Origin of the sequence: Acinetobacter rongchengensis, from assembly GCF_003611475.1 — a bacterium.
Classification (GTDB): Bacteria; Pseudomonadota; Gammaproteobacteria; order Pseudomonadales; family Moraxellaceae; genus Acinetobacter; species Acinetobacter rongchengensis.
On record NZ_RAXT01000022.1, the window covers coordinates 18,611 to 40,747 of the forward strand.

Annotated in this window: 14 protein-coding genes and 1 pseudogene; 9 read left to right on the plus strand and 6 right to left on the minus strand. The window is 38.0% G+C overall.

Annotated features, from left to right (window positions below):
- Positions 1–44 precede the first annotated feature (44 nt).
- From D7V20_RS11200 to D7V20_RS11210, 3 genes and pseudogenes are all read right to left on the minus strand, one after another.
- Positions 45–339, minus strand: a pseudogene (locus tag D7V20_RS11200) (Fic family protein); the annotation flags it as partial.
- Between the two features lie 49 nt (positions 340–388).
- On the minus strand, positions 389–2,458 hold the full coding sequence (locus D7V20_RS11205; RefSeq protein ID WP_120384374.1) for a bifunctional diguanylate cyclase/phosphodiesterase: 2,070 nt from the start codon (positions 2,456–2,458) through the stop codon (positions 389–391).
- Between the two features lie 212 nt (positions 2,459–2,670).
- Positions 2,671–4,854 carry a carboxy terminal-processing peptidase gene (locus D7V20_RS11210; RefSeq protein ID WP_120384375.1) on the minus strand — a complete coding sequence of 728 codons (2,184 nt, stop codon included), beginning with the start codon at positions 4,852–4,854 and terminating at the stop codon, positions 2,671–2,673.
- A 196-nt stretch (positions 4,855–5,050) separates the two neighbouring features.
- Here D7V20_RS11210 and nagZ point away from each other — a divergent pair, with 196 nt between their 5' ends.
- Positions 5,051–6,070 (plus strand): beta-N-acetylhexosaminidase, encoded by a 1,020-nt coding sequence (nagZ, locus tag D7V20_RS11215; RefSeq protein WP_120384376.1) that lies wholly within the window; start codon positions 5,051–5,053, stop codon positions 6,068–6,070.
- 95 nt (positions 6,071–6,165) lie between these two features.
- Positions 6,166–7,011 (plus strand): class I SAM-dependent methyltransferase, encoded by an 846-nt coding sequence (locus tag D7V20_RS11220; RefSeq protein ID WP_120384390.1) that lies wholly within the window; start codon positions 6,166–6,168, stop codon positions 7,009–7,011.
- A 145-nt stretch (positions 7,012–7,156) separates the two neighbouring features.
- On the opposite strand, the gene D7V20_RS11225 is transcribed toward D7V20_RS11220, so the two are convergent.
- Complete coding sequence (locus tag D7V20_RS11225; RefSeq protein ID WP_120384377.1) at positions 7,157–8,488, minus strand: alpha/beta fold hydrolase; 1,332 nt, start codon at positions 8,486–8,488, stop codon at positions 7,157–7,159.
- 305 nt (positions 8,489–8,793) lie between these two features.
- Here D7V20_RS11225 and D7V20_RS11230 point away from each other — a divergent pair, with 305 nt between their 5' ends.
- The 3 genes from D7V20_RS11230 (at position 8,794) to pta (ending at position 13,827) form a co-directional block, all read left to right on the plus strand.
- Positions 8,794–10,059: a glutamate-5-semialdehyde dehydrogenase gene (locus D7V20_RS11230; RefSeq protein WP_120384378.1), complete on the plus strand. Its 1,266-nt coding sequence runs from the start codon at positions 8,794–8,796 to the stop codon at positions 10,057–10,059.
- Positions 10,060–10,415: 356 nt separating this feature from the next.
- Entirely contained in the window at positions 10,416–11,633 is a 1,218-nt protein-coding gene (locus D7V20_RS11235; protein WP_120384379.1) for an acetate/propionate family kinase, read from the plus strand.
- 55 nt (positions 11,634–11,688) lie between these two features.
- Positions 11,689–13,827, plus strand: coding sequence for a phosphate acetyltransferase (gene pta / locus D7V20_RS11240; protein WP_120384380.1), 2,139 nt, complete (start codon positions 11,689–11,691; stop codon positions 13,825–13,827).
- Between the two features lie 173 nt (positions 13,828–14,000).
- On the opposite strand, the gene D7V20_RS11245 is transcribed toward pta, so the two are convergent.
- Positions 14,001–16,208 carry a TonB-dependent receptor gene (locus D7V20_RS11245; protein WP_120384381.1) on the minus strand — a complete coding sequence of 736 codons (2,208 nt, stop codon included), beginning with the start codon at positions 16,206–16,208 and terminating at the stop codon, positions 14,001–14,003.
- A gap of 402 nt (positions 16,209–16,610) precedes the next feature.
- On the opposite strand from D7V20_RS11245, the gene D7V20_RS11250 reads away from it, so the two are divergent.
- The 4 genes from D7V20_RS11250 (at position 16,611) to D7V20_RS11265 (ending at position 21,233) form a co-directional block, all read left to right on the plus strand.
- On the plus strand, positions 16,611–17,951 hold the full coding sequence (locus D7V20_RS11250; protein ID WP_120384382.1) for an MFS transporter: 1,341 nt from the start codon (positions 16,611–16,613) through the stop codon (positions 17,949–17,951).
- 539 nt (positions 17,952–18,490) lie between these two features.
- On the plus strand, positions 18,491–20,017 hold the full coding sequence (locus D7V20_RS11255) for a fumarate hydratase (protein WP_120384383.1): 1,527 nt from the start codon (positions 18,491–18,493) through the stop codon (positions 20,015–20,017).
- An 86-nt stretch (positions 20,018–20,103) separates the two neighbouring features.
- Positions 20,104–20,655, plus strand: a complete 552-nt coding sequence (locus D7V20_RS11260; RefSeq protein WP_120384384.1) for a DUF2059 domain-containing protein — start codon at positions 20,104–20,106, stop codon at positions 20,653–20,655.
- A gap of 50 nt (positions 20,656–20,705) precedes the next feature.
- Positions 20,706–21,233 carry a DUF2059 domain-containing protein gene (locus tag D7V20_RS11265; protein WP_120384385.1) on the plus strand — a complete coding sequence of 176 codons (528 nt, stop codon included), beginning with the start codon at positions 20,706–20,708 and terminating at the stop codon, positions 21,231–21,233.
- A 129-nt stretch (positions 21,234–21,362) separates the two neighbouring features.
- Here the strand turns inward: D7V20_RS11265 and D7V20_RS11270 are convergent, their stop codons facing one another.
- Complete coding sequence (locus D7V20_RS11270; protein ID WP_120384386.1) at positions 21,363–22,112, minus strand: DUF2846 domain-containing protein; 750 nt, start codon at positions 22,110–22,112, stop codon at positions 21,363–21,365.
- Positions 22,113–22,137 lie beyond the last annotated feature (25 nt).

A 22,137-nucleotide genomic window follows, 5' to 3' on the forward strand; every position in this document is an offset into this window, starting at 1 on the left:
GTGTTCACATTGGTAAATACCTTATTTTCATGTTTAAAAGGTTTTTAGCTTTTCAAGCTATAGCGCTGCTTCGGGCTTTTCGGTTTATCTGAAATAGTCCGTTCAATCAAATTTGCTTCTATCGCAGGATTTAAGTAATTTTTTGGAATGTAGATCGATGGGTTACCCCCTACCAATTGAATTAATTCAGCCAAAGTATAGTCTTCTTGCTTGATTGCTGAAATTAACCGTTGTACTTGATCATTCATTCCTTGATAAGCATGTATGTCAGCTTGAGCGGTAGCATGACCGCTATCCTGATCGGTATCAGTTAAAACTAAGGATTGCATCTAAAATCATTTACAACACGAATCAGATAACTTAAAACCATTCAACGCATCAATTCATATCAAGCAAATACAGGGTAACATGATTCCAAACGATCGACAGGCAAAGGCATTCCAAGCAAATAACCTTGTAACTGCTGACAGCCTAAACGTTTTAAAATCTCAGCTTGCTGCTCAGTTTCCACACCTTCAGCTGTCACAATAAGCCCTAAACGAATAGCCAGTTGAATAATACTTTCCAAAATAATTTCTTCTTTTGAACCCACACTTAAATTACGAATAAATTCACGATCTATTTTCAATTCATCGACAGGTAAATCTTTTAAATATAAAAAGCTCGAATGCCCAGTTCCAAAATCATCAATAGCCAGTTTAATACCTAAATTTCTTAATTTTTCAAAAGTTTGAATACTACTTGAAATATGATGCATCGCAGTAGATTCTGTTATTTCAATAATTAAATTACCACGTTTAACATTATATTTGTTAATCAGTTTTTCTAGAGACTCGATCAAGTGTTTATGTTCAAACTGCACAGCGGAAAGATTGACTGCAATCGGGCCAAAAGCATATTGCTTCTCCTCCCATTCTCTCATTTGCATACAAGCTTGTTCCAGCGCCCAATACCCCATTCGAATGATTAACCCAGTCTGCTCTGCACCATCGATAAACATACCTGGTGCAAGTAGCCCTAGTGTAGGATGCTTCCACCGAATCAAAGCTTCAACGCCACAAATCTGATAATTTGAAGTAAACTTAGGTTGATAGAATAATATAAATTGTTGATCTTCAACGGCTTTATAAAGATCATTGATCAGTTTAGATTGGCTTCTACTTAAAAGCTGTTGATCCGAAGAATTACTATACACACTAAATGTATTTCGTCCTTGCTCTTTTGATTGCATCATTGCTGAATCAGCATTGATCAACAAATCTTGCAAGCTTTTTCCATTATCAGGGAAAAAAACAACTCCAATACTTGCGGATATATTAATTTCCTTGCCTGAAATTTGAAAACTGTCTTGGATTTTTTGTAGGATTAAATCTGCAATTTGTTCGGTTTTTGCTCTATTTACTTTTTCTGCGATCAGAATAAATTCATCACCACCAATCCGAATCAGCTTTTGTCCTTCTTCTAATAATGGGTACAAACGCTGGGCTAATTTAACCAACAACTCATCACCAACATGGTGTCCAAATGCATCATTTACCGACTTAAAACGATCTAAATCTATATAGATCAAAGCAATTTTAGATTTTCTTTCTTTGCTCTGTAAAAATAGAGCATCTGTATATTCAACGAGAAATAGACGATTGGGTAATTTGGTTAGATTATCTTGTAGTGCCAAACTTTCCAGTTCTTTATTGGCTTGTAGTAGTTGTAAATTACGTTCTTCCAATCTTTTTTCTAAAATTGCAACACTAAATGCAGAGACTAAAACTAAACTCGTCACAAAAATGATTGTGAACAATAGGACATCTTGTCGCTCCTGACCATAATGTGTCGCATGAAGCATATCTCCCACTGGATATAATATCGCAGCAGCCATGCCAGTATAATGCATGCCAGATATTGTAAAAGCGATCATAAATGCAACCGCAACTTTATATAATGTCTTGTGATGGAATGTATTTTTATATTTAAAAGCGAGCCAAAAAGAGAGCCCTGAGCCACTAATTGCAATCAGTACAGAAAATACCACCAATGGAATATTATAATAAAGTATTTGATCAGGAATATTTAAGCCCATCATACCGACATAGTGCATTCCTGAAACGCCTAAACCCATTAACATCGCGCCTAAAATCAGACGTAAAATAGGTAAGGTATCACGCGTAGTCAGCCAAACCGCAAATGTAGAAGCGATTGCAGCAATAATATAGGAAATAATGGTTAAACTAAGATCAAACGAATAGCCTTCAGGCAAATGACAAGCAAGCATACCAATAAAATGCATTGCCCAAACAGCAAAACCAAAGATCATTCCGCAAATACATAGCATTATTTTTTTAATATGTGCGGCATGTTGCTTAAATATGAGTTGTTCCAATGAAATAGCCACGTAACAAATGATTGCTGCAGCAGATACAGAACCTATTACGAGGTTACTATCATAACTCATATAACTCATACAATATTTCTTCCCGTAATCAATCTATTTTTTTGTTATAAGAAGCCCCTAGAAATACGACGCATAACTGCGATCAGGTTCACCTTTTTTAAATATCATTAGTTCTCCTTAAAATATCACTATCCTATTGAACGTCAAGTTATTTTTTATAGCAAAAGAGAAAAAAGCATATATTAAATATGCTTTTTAATTTGCCTAAATACTCTATTTAGTTATTTGCTTTTTAGACTTGCCATATCCATTAAAACATTGGCAGCTTCAGTCACAAAAGTTTCTTCTTCGGCCAATGCTGGACGTTGATTTGCCTTCATTTTTGCTCTCGATTCTGCCAGTGCATCTAAACTCGCCTGATAACTTTCCCAATTTGAGTAAGGTTTCAAACCTGTTTCTGTACGGCGTTTATTTTCTGCGGCTAATGTTTTCGCTTCAAGCGCATTTAACTCAGCTTTACGTAAATCGATATCCAAAGATGTCTTTTTTTGATCTTTCGCTTGCTGTGCAATCGCTTTACGTGTTTCTAAGTACTGAAATTGCGGATCTACAGCAACACGTAGTTTTGATTTTTCGCCCAATTGTGCCACATAAGGCTGAATTGAACCTTCACGCTTAAATGGTGCAGTTGGAATGGTATCCCATTTCAAAGCATTTTTAGCTTTGCGTTCGCCAAACTCTTCATCATAAATATCGACCAACTTAATGTCTGGAATTACCCCCTTATTCTGAGTACTTCCACCCGTCACTCGATAAAACTTACGCTGCGTTAAAGTTGCCTGACCATAAGCCAAACTGTCCAATTGAACCTGTGCCGTTCCCTTACCAGTTGTGGTACTTCCCAGCACAATCGCACGATCATAATCTTGTAATGCAGCTGAGTAAATTTCACTCGCAGATGCAGATGCTAAATTAACCAACACGGCCAATGGTCCTGCATAAGTTTGAGCGCCACCATCCGTGTCTTCAAACACGCTTACATTTCCATTACCATCGCGAATTTGAACAACTGGCCCTTCTTTGATCACTTGTCCAATCATTTTGGCAACTTCTTCTAAAGAACCGCCTGGGTTATTACGCAAATCAATGATAATGCCTTCAACATTTTGAGAAGCCAGTGATTTCAAAGCATTATTGGTATCTTCTGCAACTGAACGATATTCAGTGCCTGCACGACGAGCGCGATAGTTTAAATAGAATGACGGAATTTCCAATACACCGAATTTATGCTTCACACCATTACGTGTTACATCCACCGTGCGTGAGCGCACACCTGCATCTTCTTCCTGAATCACATCACGGGTAATGGTGACGACTCTCGCCTGATTCATCGATGCACCAGCCGCTAAAAGTTTGACTGAAACTTTAGTGCCACGCTTACCACGAATTAATCCCACAATTTCTGAACTTGGCCAACCGATCACATCGACCATTTTTTCACCATCCTGAGCAACACCGATGATGCGGTCACCTGATTTGACCTGCCCTGTTTTACTTGCAGGCCCACCATCCACAATAGTTTCAATCTTGGTATAATCTTCATTACCACGTTCAGGGCGAATAGAAACCCCGATGCCTTCCAGTTGTAAGGTCGTTTGGCGATTCAACTCCATTGCATCTACTGGTGGGAAATAGTTGCTGTGTGGGTCATAAGTCAGTGTCATTGCATTTAAAATACGTTCTAACACATCATCACTTTTGGTTCGGCCAATTCGCTCTAATTGACGAGTATAACGCTTGGTCAAGGTTTGAACTGGAGTTAAATCTTCAGATGAAGCAAGGTCTTGCCCATTCGCTAAAGAGGGATCATCTTTTAAGGCTTTTTGTTTAGCCTGATCTTCTTGTTTGGCAATGGTCAAGTTGATTAACTGTGAAACCAACATCTTACGCCAATAGTGTTCAAGTTCTTCTTTATTTTTAAAGAATGCTGCTTTTTCACGATCGGTGTCAATAAATTCATTTGGCTGATGAAGGTTTTGTGTTTTCTTAAGCTCAGCCAATTCAAACTCATAAAACTCTTTTAACCGAGCACGATATTGCGCATGAATTTCATAAGGCGCAGACAAATTCCCTGCTTTTAGGGCCGCACCTAATGTTGGACCATATTTTTTCTTATAGTTTTCAACTTCGGAAGCTAAAAATAACGTGTGCTCAGGATCAAGACTATCGATATACATTTCCAAAATACGATTTGATGTATTGGCATCTAAACGCATATTTAAATAATGTTGACGATCAATCAACGTGGCGAGCTGTCGCGTAACCAAAGCCTGCTCTTGCGTAGGATGAATTGACTGAGAAACATTTGTAGCATTGGTTTCAGCCATTGCCTGATTGATGGTATGCGAAAAAAATAAACCACCAGTTGCCAGAGCTATAGCGCAAGCGAGAGTTTGAAGTTTCATAAATTCTTAATTTTTCCTTGGGTTTTCCAATTTCTATATCGTTTTTCAATCTGAACTCAACAGTTTCAAAATCTTAAACGACTTTATCTGTTTATGTTGTGTAGTTTTATCATAATCTGTGCAGACTAAATGTAGCAAATCATTGCAGAAATCGGGTATTGTTTCTAAGTTTCGATAAATACAACCACGGATTCTTATGATCGGCGCATTGATGCTTGATATAGCAGGCACAAAACTTACTCAAGAAGATATTGAACTATTACAAGCTCCGCAAGTCGGCGGCATGATTTTATTTTCAAGAAATATAGAATCACCTGCACAAGTCCGTGCATTAACTGATCATATGCGCCAAATTCGCCCTGATATTCTGATCGCTGTAGATCAAGAAGGTGGTCGTGTACAAAGGCTCAGAACAGGTTTTACACTTCTTCCAGCAATGGGACATTTTGGTGAGCTTTACTTAACGCAACCTGAAAAAGCTTTAGATTTGGCTGAAAAGTGTGGCTGGTTAATGGCTACCGAAGTGCTTGCAGTTGGTATTGATTTTAGTTTTGCTCCTGTTTTAGATATCAATGCAATTAGTGATGTCATTGGTGATCGTGCTTTTGCAAAAAATGTGCAAGATATTGTGCCACTTGCAAGTGCTTTTATGGCAGGTATGCAACGTGCGGGTATGGCGACCACAGGCAAGCATTTTCCAGGTCATGGCTCAGTCAAAGCCGATTCACATATTGCAGCAGCCATTGATCACCGTGAATATCAAGAAATTTATAACAATGACATGCAAAGCTTTATCCAATTGCAGGCTCAACTGAATGCACTCATGCCAGCACATGTGATTTATGAAAAAGTCGATCCAAATCCAGCGGGTTTTTCACCATATTGGATTCAAAAAATACTGCGCCAAGAATTGAAATTTGATGGTGTGTTATTTTCAGATGATTTGAGTATGCAAGCAGCTTGTGTTGCGGGTCATGCCGATGCACGTATCCGTGCTGCTTTAGCTGCAGGTTGCGATATGGGCTTGGTTTGTAATGATCGTGAATCTGCATGCACTGCATTGATAGGTATTGAAAATTTACCCTTACCCAACCAAGAACGTTTAGAACGTATGCGTGGCAAAATTCCACACATTCAGATTGGTTCACAACTCGATTTAGGAAATGAATGGCAATCTGTCAGAAAAGTCATTGAAGATTTTAAAAATTCCCTTTAAAAAGAACAGGAACACTTCGGTGTTCCTTTTTTGATGTTCATTATGAATTGTAATCAAAACTAGAAAAACAAAAGTTAAGGATAACTATGTCAAATATGTCAGAACAACAGCTTTCCAAACATCGTCATATTTCATTTACAGCCCATTACACAGGCTATATTTGGTATCAAATGGGGATTTCACACCCCTTACTAGCAACATCTAAAGGCAAAACTTTAGCTATGATTGCGCATCCAATTGAAAGCTGGGGCGAAAAATATGTGGGCGGTAGTATGCGTACTACCCTCAAAGAACGACATACCATGTTGGATGAACGTCTAAAGCAACTGATTGCACAATCTCCAGACTTACAAGTTTTAGAAATTGCAGCTGGCTTATCTCCACGTGGCTGGTGGTTTAGACAACATTATCCAACGATTGATTATCGTGAACTTGATTTACCAGACATGGCAAAAACCAAGCAAACTGCACTCAAACAAATTGATGCGCACAGCCCAGATGTACTTTCTGTCGATTTATTTACAGCGGATTTTCAAAAAGCCTTTGAAGTATTTGATACCCATCGCCCGCTTGTGGTCATCAGTGAAGGCTTAATTAATTATTTTAATAAAGATCTGTTACAGCAATTGATCCAATCCATTGCACATTACGGGAAAGACTTTAAAGCTTTGCATTATTTAACTGATCTCTATCCTGAACCTGTCAAAAATAAACTGGCAAAAGTCATTTGGAACAGTAGTAAACTATTAAAAGTGATGTCTCGCAGCGCTTTCAGCTTTCACTTTGTTCGTCCTGAAGAAGCAAGAAATTTTATACAGCAGGCAGGTTTTAGTACGGTTAAAGTCATTCAACCTCGTCTTTATTTTCAGCAAAATACTACTGATCTAAACCCTGAAGAGCATTTGGGTGACTTGGTTTGGATGATTGATGCTCAGTTGTAAAACCATTGACATTCGTCGCATAAAACTCAATACGAACAAATTTTTTGCTCAATAGCACACAATAAACCCATGCAATTCAAAAGCATCTTTAGAAAAGAAAAAAACCAGTCTATTGACTGGTTTTTTACCCTCTAACCGTTTTAGATCAAACGATCTCGTCGACGTGTTCTTCTTGGTTCTGACGTGCCACAAAACGCAATAAGCGATCTGCATTTTCAAAACTACCATGTTTAAACAATGCTCGAACACCTTGTTCAGAAGTTTCAAAAATTAAGCACTCAATCGCAAACTCACCTTCATCATCACTTAAATTTAGCGCCAAATCACGTGGATGATCACTCACAAAAGTTAAATCATCTTGATTATTCAACTTCATCCATAAACCAAAATAGTTTAAATCGACGATTTCAACATTTACAACATGCTCAGAATGGCGATGCGTCAATTGACGCTGTGATTGCAGTACTTTAATACGCGCTTCACCACGACGTTCTAACTTCTGCATCTCTTCACGTGTCAGATTGATGATGCCATCCAAACCTTGAATCGATTCACCTTTTAAATAAGTGGTAAATAAAGTCATGGTTTCTTTACGACGTTGCAACTGTGGTACATGATCAGCATTGGCAATCATCGCAAACTGCATATCAGGACATTGCAATGCAAAATGTGCATTTTCATGGGGTAATGTAAAACTGTCATACTGACCACATGCAACCAATGTATCTGTTTGTGGAACAGGTACATGATTTAAGCGTAATAAACGGTTGCAGTTAATTTCGTAGCGTTCTTGCTCAGTATTTGAAAACTCAGCCATTTGTCTAAAAAACAATCTTTTCGCTGTCGGTGACATCCGTGTTTTATCAAGCTTGGCATGATTCACCAAATATAAAATCACAGCTTGCCCAAACTCATCCATGCGCTGTTCTTTCATCAGCATCAATGATTCTTCTAATAGCATGCGCCAACTCTTACGCGTTTCTTGCATCACGCCCATGAGAATCATTTTTTCAACAAGCTCAGAACGCTGATGCGCAAAAAAAGAAGCAATCACTGAACCCAACGAAATCCCAACAACATCAACTTTAGAAATTCCAACAATGTCTAACCATTCGCCTAACATGCAAGAAAGGTCAGGCAACTCTAATGTCCCCGCTGAACGACCTGTGTCTACATTGGTGATTTGTTGATTTGCGCCCATCGACGGTAAATCAATCAGAATGACTGGCCCACTTTCAAAGAACTGTTCAACACAATACTTATAAGAGTTAAAATTTTGAAATGCCCCCCCAACAATCACAATAGGGGTATTGTGTATGGTTTTTGGATCCGCAATCGCCATATATTCAATTTTCCAACCATCAATCCACGTGGTCCGAGGCGGTTGTTTAAAACTGTGTTTGTGATATAGATCGAAAAAACCAAAACTTGTAAAAGATTGGTGTGATTCATTGTCCATTTGGATAATGGAATTCATATCCTTCCTCCATCCCTGCTTTATTCTTTTAATATGCAAGATAGTTTAACTCACATTATTATCGCTAATAGTAATACAAGGTGTGTTTTGTATTACGTCAATGTCCTTATTGTTTCATTCTATACAGATGTGTGATTTATACGCAATCGCTAAATTGACCGCTCATCTAGTTTAAAGGGCAAAAAGATTGCAAAATATTTATCCCTTGCGTTTTTGAAGCGCTTTATTTCAACACAATGCTCTTCCTTGCCCGTGCATAGACTGTTACTATCAAAGCGATATTTTTAATGATCAAATAAACCGCTATGCAAGATTCAATTGAACAGTATATGCAAACTGTAGGAAAACAAGCTCGCCAAGCTGCTGCTGTTTTGGCTGGTACAACTACACTTGTAAAAAATAATGCCTTATCTGCTATTTATACTGCTTTAGAAAATAGTGAACCCCAAATTTTAGCTGCCAATCAAATTGACATGACTAAAGGTCGTGAAAATAACTTGGATAGTGCTTTACTTGATCGTCTTGAACTCACGCCCACACGCTTTAAAGGGATGTTACAAGGCTTAAAAGATGTTATTGCTTTAATTGACCCGATTGGGGAAATTACAGATTTAGCTTATCGCCCGTCTGGCATTCAAATTGGTAAAATGCGTGTGCCTTTAGGTGTGGTTGGTATGATCTATGAGTCACGTCCCAACGTTACGCTAGAAGCGGCTTCTTTAGCATTAAAATCTGCCAACGCTATCATTTTACGTGGTGGTTCTGAAGCATTGAACTCAAACCAAGCTATTGCTCAGGCAATCCAACACGGTTTAAAAGCAGTTGGCTTACCAGAAACATGCGTACAAGTGATTAATACCATTGATCGTGCTGCTGTAGGGCAATTGATCACCCTGTCTGAGTATGTGGATGTTATTGTTCCACGTGGCGGTAAAGGCTTGATTGAGCGTATTACCAATGAAGCAACGATTCCAGTGATTAAACATTTAGACGGTAATTGCCATGTTTTTGTTGAAGCGCAAGCTGATCTACACAAAGCATTACCGATTGCACTCAATGCAAAAACACATCGTTACGGCGTTTGTAATGCCATGGAAACGTTGTTGGTTGATGAAAAAATTGCTGAAGAATTTTTACCACGTATTGCAGAACTGTATGCTGAAAAGCAAGTTGAACTTCGTGGTTGCTTGAAGGTTCAAAAAATCTTAGGCGCATCGGTCAAACCTGCCAGCGAAGAAGATTGGTATGAAGAGTATTTAGGGCCAATTTTAGCGGTAAAAGTTGTTTCAGGCATTGAAGAAGCAATTCAGCATATCAATAAATATGGTTCACATCATACCGATGCCATCATCACTGAAAACTTCAGCTTAGCACGTCAATTCTTGACCCGTGTAGATTCAAGCTCAGTTATGGTGAATGCTTCGACTCGCTTTGCCGATGGTTTTGAATATGGTCTAGGTGCTGAAATCGGGATCTCTACTGACAAAATTCATGCCCGTGGTCCTGTTGGCTTAGAAGGCTTAACCTCACAAAAATGGATTGTTTTGGGCGATGGTCAAATTCGTCAATAACTCAATCTAAAAAAACTCATCCAAACTCAGTATTTATACTCCGTAAATACTGAGTTTTTTATCATATTCAAATTCATAATTTTGAAATCTACACTTACAAGAAACTATATTTTCTAGATAGATAAAAAACATAATGAATGCTAACTTCACTAATTAAATGAATAATTAATTGATAAATATTAGGTATTAATTATTTTCAGGTCGATAGTTCTAAAGTCTAATCACCTAAAGTCTAGCTAGGACAAAAAATCTACACATGGTAAAACATACGCACTGATCTCATTTACCCTATTTATAAAAAGTGTAATCAGATCAATCAGGAAGACTTTTCAAATTACAATTTCGGGTATTAAAACGTGTCTACATCAGTATTAGTAATTAACTGTGGTTCTTCATCAATCAAATATGCGCTTATTTCTGAAGATCGTGAAAATCGCATCTTTGGTTTAGCAGAAAACTTAGGCTCTGCTGATGCACGTATTAAAGGAATCACGAAAGGGAATCAACCACTTGAATTACCGATTCCTTACGCTGACCATGAAAAAGCTTTAGAAACGATTTTAGGTCGTTTATCTGAATATAAACCACAAGCGATTGGTCATCGTGTTGTTCATGGTGGAACTCTCACTGAAGCTAAACTTTTAACACCAGAAATTATCGAAAAAATTCGTGAAGCAACGCCTCTTGCACCACTGCATAATCCAGCAAATCTTGTAGGTATTAATGCAACAATGCATTTATTCCCAGAATTACCACAAGTTGCTGTATTTGATACTGCATTCCACCAAACGATGCCACCGCATGCCTATCGCTATGCATTACCTAAGTCGCTCTATACAGACTACAATGTCCGTCGTTATGGTTTCCATGGTACGAGTCATGCTTATGTTTCTGAACGCGGTTCTGAACTTGCGGGTAGCTTTAAACAAGGCGGTTGGTTAACAGCACATCTAGGCAATGGTAGCTCAACTTGTGCAGTTTGGAATGGACAAAGTGTTGATACATCTATGGGTTTAACGCCACTTGAAGGCGTGGTCATGGGAACACGAAGCGGAGATGTAGACCCTGGTATTCACAGCTTCCTTGCTGCAAACCTAGGTTGGGATGTTTATAAAATTGATAAAATGCTCAATAGCCAATCAGGTTTACTCGGTCTATCGGGGCTTTCAAATGATATGCGTACGTTGATTGAAGCGTCTGAACAAGGCAATGAAGATGCAACCTTAGCCATTGAAGTTTTCTGCTATCGTTTAGCAAAATCATTGGCTGCTTTAAGTTGTGCTCTACCGCATATTGATGGTTTATTCTTCACTGGTGGGATTGGTGAAAACTCAGCTTATATCCGTGAAAAAACCGTTGCTTACTTACCTCACTTTGGTTTTGACCTCAGTAAGGATAAAAATAACAACCTTAAACGCGGTACAGAAGGTCGTATTGATGCAGGTCAAGGTCCTCAAATTTGGGTTATTCCTACAGATGAAGAAGGACGCATTGCAAAAGAAACTGTCAATGTTGTAGAACATGAGGTACAACAGACTACAAAAAAGTCTGAATCTGAGGTTGCGACAGCTTAAGCTGTCGTAACACTTTCATTTATTTTCAAATATCTTTATTTTTCAAGAATCGTCTATGAAAACAATTTTATTGGTTCCTACTGGGGAAGGCGTTGGTTTAACCTCTGCTTGTTTAGGTCTTGTTTATGCTTTGGAATGCCAAGGTGTAAAATCTGGTTTTTTAAAACCTTTTTCACAAGAGCTCACAACTGAACCTGATCGTACGACTGCACTATATCGCCATATCTCTAATTCAGAAACAGTTGAACCGATTTCTTTTGCAAAAATCACTCAGCAATTGAATGCCAATGAAACAGATGAACTTCTAGAAGAAGCTGTCAGTCTGCATCGTCAAATTGCAAAATTACATGACATTATTATTGTTGAAGGTCTCGTTCCAACTTCACGTGATTCTTTTGCAAGTGATTTAAATGCTTCTTTGGCACAAGCTTTAGATGCCAAAGTGATCTTTGTTAGTAATGCAGATATTAACAAACCTGAACAAACGGCTGAAAAAATAGAAATTCAACTGCGTAATTTTGGTGGCGCATCTTCGTCACGTAATGCGGGCATCTTGTTGATGCGTACTCGTGGGTTACCTGCCGATTCTGCACAAATTCCCGTAACGATTGATACAGATTTACGCTTAATCAGCGATATTCAAAAATTCAGTGCTGAAATCCAAAAAAGCCATGCACATCTTGGTTCCGCACAATTACCAATCATTGGCATGGTGCCATTCAGTGATACTTTAAGTGTACCTCGTGTTTCAGATCTTGCAAAACAAATCCAAGCAACATGGATTAATGAAGGTAAAGCAGCGACACGTCGTGTATTACACAGTAGTTTAATTGCATCCAATATTGAACATGAACTGGATAAGTTCATTGCAGGGGAACTGATTATCAGTGCTTCTGACCGCATTGACGTACTATTGGCAAGTAGCTTAGCCACCAGTAATGGTATCCCTTTAGCAGGTTTGGTATTAACAGAGCATTATGAACCGAATGCTTTGGTTCTTGAGTTCTGCCAAGCTGCGATAAAAAATGGTCTACCGATTTTACATACACCGCTGAGTACTTTTGAAACAGCTCAACAGCTTTCTAATTTAAGTAATGAAATCCCTGTTGATGATATCCAACGTGCAGACCAAGTCACCCGCTTTGTATCAAGCCACATTGATCCTGTTTGGTTGGCTCAAATGCTTAATGGTGATTACAAACCGCGCCTTTCTCCTTCTGCATTCCGTCATGAATTGGTACAAAAATCAATTGCTGCGAAAAAGCGTATAGTACTGCCTGAGGGAGATGAGCCACGTACTGTTCAAGCTGCTGCAATCTGCCAATCACGTGGTATTGCTCAATGTATTTTATTAGCCAAACCTGAAGCCGTGATGGATGTTGCTAAAGCACGCAATATTGAATTACCTTTTGACTTAGAAATCATTGACCCTGACCTGATTCGTGAAAATTATGTCACTAAAATGGTTGAACTTCGTAAAGGCAAAATTAACGAACTCCAAGCACGTGAACAACTTCAAGATACTGTGGTTTTAGGTACCATGATGTTGGCGCTCGATCAAGTTGATGGCTTGGTTTCTGGTGCGATACATACCACTGCGAATACAGTACGCCCTGCTTTTCAATTGATTAAAACTGCACCAGACTATTCTTTAGTATCTTCTATCTTTTTCATGTTGTTACCTGATGAAGTTTATGTCTACGGTGACTGTGCAATCAACCCCGATCCTGATGCAGAACAGTTAGCTGAGATTGCCATCCAATCTGCGGATTCAGCAAAAGCTTTTGGTATTGACCCTCGTATTGCGATGATTTCTTATTCAACGGGGACTTCTGGCGCAGGTGCAGACGTTGAAAAAGTGGCTAAAGCGACTGAAATTGCCAAGCAACGCCGTCCTGATTTACTCATAGATGGTCCGCTTCAGTATGATGCGGCATCCGTTGAAAGTGTGGGGCGCTCTAAAGCACCTGACTCTAAAGTTGCAGGCCGTGCCAATGTGTTTATTTTCCCTGACCTCAATACAGGGAATACAACATATAAAGCCGTTCAGCGTTCTGCCAATGTTGTGAGTGTAGGCCCAATGTTGCAAGGTTTAAATAAACCTGTAAATGACTTATCTCGTGGCGCACTGGTCGATGATATTGTATTTACCATTGCTTTAACTGCAATCCAAGCAGAGCAACAAGAAGTCTAAATCTAAGACTTTAAAATTGATATAAAAGTCATATCAATATAAAAAGCCATCCAATCGAACAATTGGATGGCTTTGTTTTTAATAGGTCAAATGATTTTTAGAAACACATAGAATATAAATACTGGGTATGAATATTCTATGTTTAGCAAATACTTCGCAATGTGAACAATGACTTAGAAAAAATAGTTCACTCGGAATAAATAATTGCGTGGCGTTCCTGGCATAGAACTCGAACGCCAGTATTCTTTATCTGTTAAATTATTGACTGCAAGCGTTGCGCCCCACTTCTCATCTTTATAACCAACTGCAGCATCTACACGAGTAAAATCGGGCATTTTTGCCGTATTCTTATCTGTCGTATAATAAGAGCCGACATAGGTTGCCCCCATTTCCCCATACCAATTTTGAGTCGGTAAATAACGGACAAATAAATTGCCCGTATTCTCAGAAATACCACCTAATCGGTTACCTTTTAAATTATCAGCTTCTTTTACATTACGACTATCATCTTTCCATTTCGCATCAGTAAAGCCATAACCGCCACGAACGTAGAGATTTTCTAGTAGTTTACCAATAAAACTAAACTCGACACCTTTGGATTGTTGCTTCTGCCCCACTTCCCATTCATCTGGTTTATTGATCGAATCAGGCTGATAACGAATATTGTTTTTGGTAATATCATAGATAGAAAGTTGTGTATTCAAATTCCCATCTAACCAATCACTTTTCACCCCAATTTCATACTGCTCGTTATATTGCGGTTCTGCATCATATAAATTTGGATTGATCGATGCACTCACGCCTAACAAGCCTCGACCGCCATATGGTGAAAAACTTTTACTATAAGATGCATAAAAACTTTGACTTTCAACAGGTTGCCAAACAAAACCAATATTCGGACTTACACTGTCATCATTATAAGATCGTGTACTATTTTTACGAACATCATGGGTTTTAAAATCATAACTGTCATATCTAAGACCTAACATCATTTTGTATTTTTCATTGAATGAAATCAGATCTTGCAGGAAGAAACTCAGCGCATTGGCATCTGTTTGACTGTGCGATGTTTCGTCAGGACGTTTACCATTCAACGCAGTCCAGCTTGGAGACAAGAAACTGTCCGTTGTATCAAACGGATTGACATAACGATAATAAATTCCCGCCTTTTCTCCACTCGAATAGTTTCCAAGGATGGGTTCTCGTTTTTCATTCGACCAATCACTACCAAACATGACTTTGTGATCTAAAATACCTGTTTTAAATTGGCCCGTTATATCAAACGTATTCACCAATGTTTTATTTGTTGTTTGTTGCCAAGCATAGTTTTGGCGGATTTTACCCTGCCAATCACATGGCTTACCGTCATTTTGTAGTCCCGCTGTTGAACACCATGTTCCAGCAAAGAAGTTATCAAAATCTTGGAATGCTTCACGATGACTAAGTGCCCAATGAAACTTCCAGTCAGGTGCAAATTCATATTTTAAATCGGTTCTAAATGACTTTGTTTCATCGACAATATTATCATTTGGCCCAGCAAAACCTGTTTTAATCGAAACACCTGCGGGTAGATTTACATATTCTGGCCCACGATCAGGTGTTCTATTTAAACTGTCATAGGTGAATTCGGTTGTCCAAAGCAACTTTTCATCATCACTACGATAAGTCACACTCGGTGACAGCATTTCCTGATTAAATCCAATACCTGAACGAAAGCTGTTGCTATCGGACTTCTCCCCCACCAAGCGCACTGCCCAGTTATCCGTTAAAGCTCGATTAAAATCAAGGGTTCCGCCTACGTTATCGTAAGAACCTACATAAGCGCCAACTGAACTTTTAGAATCAAAATTAGCGACTTTAGTCACCATGTTAATGACACCGCCACCTGCGCTACGACCATAAAGTACCGATGCTGGACCTTTTAGAATTTCAATCCGTTCAATGTTTGCCGTACTACGACGATATTGTCCACTTTCACGTACACCATCACGGTAAATATCATTGGTATCTGCATTAAATCCACGAATGGAAATACCGTCATTTCGTGCATCATAGCTTGTCGAAACACCCGGTGTACCTTGTAACATCACGCTTAAATCATTTGCACCATAAAGCTTGTATTTTGATACATCAATCGTATCAATCGTTTGTGGAATATCTTTTTTATCTAAGCCATTTCGTGTGACATTTGCTTGTTTATAGTCGACATAAGTCTTGATTGGATCGCCTTCCTCCATTGCCTCAATCACAATGGTTGGAAGTGTTGCAGAACTACTTTTTTGTGTTTCATTAATCTCTGAATTGGCAAAAACTGTAGAAGAAACAAAGAAAAAACCTGTTGATAACATCATCAAGGTTAAGCTTTTTTGGGCGAATGGCATGTTGCACCGAAAATATAGTGATAATAATTATCATTATATTATATATTTATAAAACTTTACAAAACATATTAATCCAGCTACAAAATAAACCACTTTTATACTATATTAGCTCAAAATTACGCTGAGAAACTGAAAAATGCCAAGTAATTTCTCATATTACGAATTTATGTTAATTTTTTTCAACCAGAATATGCCTTGATTAGACAATAAAAACAGACCATCACGATTAAGATTAAGCAGTTTACAGATTCTAAAATTTTCATGATTTTTATCTAAAAAATTGCAAAAATATAATCGACGGATGAATGTTTTAACGTTGCTAAATACTTTGTATTTCAATATCTTTAAAGCCAATGGATAAAACATAATTTGAACAGAAAATAAAAACTGGTAACGATAGCAATGAATGAAACAAGTACAAGCAAATTTCCTTTTGGACGAAATTTTTATTTCATTCAGTTCTCTGCAATTTTTAACAGTGTTGCTTCTCGTTGCACACATCTTGCACTGGCTTGGTGGGTACTTTCTATCACCCATGATGCAACTGCTTTTGCCATTTTTGTTGCTGTAGGTTCTGCGGCTGATATTTTAGCACGTGGATTATTTGGCTCACTTGGTGATACTTACGATAAGCAAAAGCTGATTTCGATTTGCTATTTGATGAGTTTAATTTCATCAGTGGTTATTGCTCTACTCGCTACAGCAAATTTGTATTGGTCAGGACTGCTCATTTTTTGCCAAGTGATCGCTGGTTTAGCTATAGGAATCCGTGAACCATTACAAAATAGTATTATTCCTTTTCAAGTCACAAAAGATCAACTTTCTCAAGCCATTCAATGGCGTTCAGCAGCCATTACCATTGTCACTTTCTGTTCACCGATTATCGGTACAGGACTGATTTCAATCATCGGTGCACAAAACACACTTTGGTTTGGTGTCGGATTGATTGTTTTTTCAATCCTTTTATTAAAATGGGTTAAACATTCAGACTCATCTTTAAGACAAGAACAGATTCCTAAACGTCCAAAATGGTATAGTGGATTTTCTGCAATTTCACGTTTACCTCCTGAAATCAGCATAATTAAAATTACTTTTTTTATGAATTTAGGACTATTTTCATTTTTAGGTGTCGTCTTACCTGCATTCTTTTATCAAAATTACAGCAAAAGTCCTTGGCTATTTGGAATCGCAGATACTTTTTTTGCTATCGGTATGTTTATCGGTGCAACAAAAATTGGCGCGATGGCAAATGCACATTTTGGTCGTGCAACCACCACTTATTTTGGATATTTGGCTTTAGGTTTGGGTGTTTTTATTGCTGCGCTGATGTGCCAAGTGTTAAGCGTTTTTCATCTCGTTTATTTTCTAGTGTTATGTTTTGGCATGGGGCTAGCTGGCTGTGGCTTAATGGTGGCTGTGACCAATACCAGTTTTATGCGTAGCGCTGCATCTCCAAATCATTTTCTAAATAGAATCAGTGCATCATCAACTTTTGGTACAGGTATTGCTAGTCCACTCGGTGTTGTAGTTGCAGGTCTGTTTATCACTTATTTAGGGCTATATACCACAATGATTGTCTTAAGTTTGATCATTTTATCTGCTTCAATCGTATCATTTTTGAGTTCAAACCTTCGACAAATATTGGCTTTACCTGAAGATGAAATTCATGGGGCTTATTCTCGCTTTTATCCTAAAGCTTTTGATAAAAATGAGCAGATTGTGTTGAATGAAGATGTTGTGTAAATGTTTATCTTGGGGCGTTTAATTTGGACATGATTTTATTAAAATAAGTATGAAAATTTTAAACAGAAAAGAAGACGTATTTTTAAAATTTAGATATAAAAAAAGAAGATAAAGCGTTAGGCTTGATCTTCTTTCTGACCATAAATCCAAGTTGCTGCAATAAAGGTACTAAAAGCTACAACCATCAGAACACTTAACATTGTCATATTTCATCACTCTATTGTGTTGGATCTATTATGTGAAAGTTTTATGACAACTTTATGACAACACTGTCATATTTTAAAAAATTATTAAATTATTTTTTAAACAATAAAAAACAATATCTTATAATTAAAAACTTATTCCATTCGTTAAAATTTATCAACTTTATTTCAAAATATACGCTGTTCATGACAGAAAATAACAGCCAAGTATGAGCATAAATTATAAGTGTTATTCATTAAACTTTAGCCCAAATTCTCAGCAAAGTACCCACAAATCTTGCTTTATCACGTATAATTTAGCCCGCTAGCTATCAGCCCGCTCAAGAGATTTTCGATATGACAACTATTATCAAGCAAGATGACTTGATCACATCGGTCAAGGATGCGCTTCAGTTCATTTCTTACTATCACCCACAAGACTTCATCCAAGCGATGAGCCGTGCTTATGATCGTGAAGAGAACAAAGCCGCAAAGGATGCAATTGCACAAATCTTAATTAACTCACGTATGTGTGCAGAAGGTCATCGTCCAATCTGTCAAGATACTGGTATTGTTAACGTATTTGTTGATGTGGGCTTAGATGTTAAATTTGATTTAACCATGAGCTTAGATGATGCAATCAATGAAGGTGTACGCCAAGGTTATTTAGAAAATAGTAACGTTCTTCGTGCATCTGTACTTGCTGATCCTGCTTTTGGTCGTAAGAACACCAAAGACAATACCCCTGCTGTGATTCATTACAAACTCGTTCCGGGGAATAAAGTCGATATTACTGTTGCTGCTAAAGGTGGCGGTTCAGAAAATAAATCGAAACTTGCCATGTTAAACCCTTCTGATTCTATCGTGGATTGGGTACTCAAAACTGTTCCAACCATGGGTGCAGGTTGGTGTCCTCCGGGTATGTTGGGTATCGGTATTGGTGGTACCGCTGAAAAAGCCATGATGCTTGCAAAAGAATCACTCATGGAAGAAATCAACATGGACGAGTTGCTTCGTCGTGGTCCTGAAAATAAAATTGAAGAGCTTCGTATTGAAATCTTCGAAAAGGTGAATGCACTCGGTATCGGTGCACAAGGTCTTGGTGGTTTAACTACGGTTCTTGATATTAAAATCAAAGATTACCCTTGCCATGCTGCGGGCAAACCCGTCGGGATGATTCCGAACTGTGCTGCAACTCGTCATGCACATTTCCAATTAGATGGTTCTGGTGTTGCACATATTCAAGCACCTAAACTTTCTGATTATCCTGAAGTAACTTGGGATTCTTCATCCTCTAAACGTGTTGACCTAGACAACATTACTCAAGAAGAAATGAATTCTTGGCAGCCGGGTGACACATTATTGTTGAATGGTACCATCTATACAGGTCGTGATGCTGCACATAAGCGTATGTGTGAAATGTTGGATAATGGCGAAGAGCTTCCAGTCGATCTTAAAGGTAAATTTATTTACTACGTTGGCCCTGTAGACCCTGTACGTGATGAAGTGGTTGGCCCTGCTGGTCCTACAACTGCTACACGTATGGACAAATTTACACGCCAAGTTTTAGAAGCAACAGGCTTGTTCGGTATGATCGGTAAAGCGGATCGCGGCCCTACAGCAATTGAAGCAATCAAAGACAACAAAGCAACTTATTTAATGGCTGTTGGTGGTGCTGCTTACTTAGTTTCTAAAGCAGTTCGTCAAGCAGAAGTTGTAGCATTTGCTGATCTAGGAATGGAAGCAATCTACAAATTTGTGGTTGAAGACATGCCTGTATCGGTTGCTGTTGATGTGAATGGTACTTCTATTCATGCAACAGCACCAAAAATCTGGCAAGCTAAAATTGGGAAAATTCCAGTAGTCGATGCTGCTGCAAACTAATCCATCATTCTTCTCAGATTCAGCTTGAATCTTGATAAAAAAGCACTCTATGATTAGTAGGGTGCTTTTTTAATTTGGACTAAATAATGAAAATAAAACAATGGATCACATCACTTCTATTTACCAGTTTATTCTTGGGAATCCAATCGAGTTGTTTTGCCAGTCCTGCAACAGATAAAAGTATCGATAAACTGATGCAGCTTTCAAATATTTCCGAAATATTTAAGCAAAGTACAAGAGACATGCAACCTTATTTTGATCAACAAGCGGAAGATCTTGTACGTCAGGTGACTGGTGCTCAAACCTTCAATATTGATCAACAAAATGCAGTCTTACAGATCAGTGCGCTATATAGCGAAGTTCAACAGCGGATTACTACAGATCCTAAATTCATAGATGTGTTTAAAACACTGTTCAAAAAAACATTTACAGAAGAAGAAGTTCAAGCCAATATCGCATTTCTGAGTACACCACTTGGACAATCAATCAATCAAAAAATGAATCTACTGATGTCTGAAATCATGCTAGAAACAACAAAATTTTCTCAAGAGCAGATGCTCAAAGAAGAAAATCAAAAGTTGATTAAACAAAAAATGGAAGCGATCTTAGTACCTTTGGTTCAAGGGCGAGAAGACTGAATTTATAAATATATCCGATTCTAAACCGAATGCTCATCAAGGAATAAAACATGAAAGTTATCAAATATTTGATTTGTGGTCTGATTTGCTGCTCTGCCAATTTCAGTTTTGCAGCTCCAGCAAAACCTCAAGATGTTGAAAAATTGATTAGTGTGATGAATTTAAATCAACTGATCCAAGACACACTTAAACAGATTCGTCCACAGTTAGATCAGCAAGCTTATGTCATCGTACAAAGTGTTGTAAAGCATGAAAATTTAAGTCCGCAAGAACAAGTCATCGCAAACCAATTGGCAGATAAGCTCTATACACAAAGTCAAAAAATGTTAGCGTGGGATAAATTAAAACCTGTTTATTCAAAAATTTATGGTGATGTATTTAGTGCCGAAGAAGTTAAGGCCCAGATAGATTTTTATTCAAGCTCGGTGGGTCAATCGATTTTACAAAAAACACCACTTGTCGCTCAGGAAAGCATGAAAATTATGAATGACCAACTAAACTCAGTCATGCAAACTTCACAGCAAGATTTTGAGGACATTGCAAAACAGTTAAATGAGTTAAAAAAGAAGGCCAATTGAGACCTGAAAAAATTTAAGAGAGAAAGACAAAACGATAAAAAAAGTAAATAAAACTGAGTCGTAAAATCAAAAAAGATGATCCTAGGATCATCTTTTTTTACTCATGAATCAGTAATATAGAGTTCATCATTACCAAGTCATTGGATTCCAGATTTTGAATGGTTGAGTTAAGTGTACATCATCACTCACCTTATAATCTTCACCTTTGATTTTTTCTTTAGGCTTAATCACACGACCATCTGCTGTGACTTCTGCGACAAAGTTTAATCCTGGTGACTTCAACTGAGTCATCGCAATTTCTTTCAAAGCTTGTCGTGTTGGCATTTGCATTAAAGGGCCGACACGTAGCAAACCTGCTTCGCCATTGGGTCCACCACGAAACTTCTCTTCCTCATATTTCACAAAATATTGCCCACCAGCCTCAACAGAAAAATAAGCAACTTTCGGTTTTTGGAAATGCAATACCCCCAAAGGACGACTTAAACTTAATTTATAATCCCCTTCTGCTAACTCAACCCAGTAATAATGGTTACTGATGAGACTTGGGATATGTTCACCATTTAAAAAGAAGCTGGTTGGAATGATTTCTTGTCTGTTCCATCGACTATCTGGGCGATAAAAATAAACCACCGCAGCTTGTGGATTTTGAGGCTTCACCAGTTTGAAATATTGTCCTGGTTTTTGCTTCATCCAAGAGCCAGCAGAAAATGAAGCTATCTTATATTGATCAAGTTTTTCATGAAGAAATGAGTCTTCTTTCTTCAAATCAATGGGATCTAAAGTTGAAACAACTTTTACAGATTGCTGTTCAACTGATTGATGACTTTGACAAGCTGCTAAACCACAACTGACCAAAATAACTAAACCGACGTGACGCATGATTATCCCTCACCGCGTATTTTTT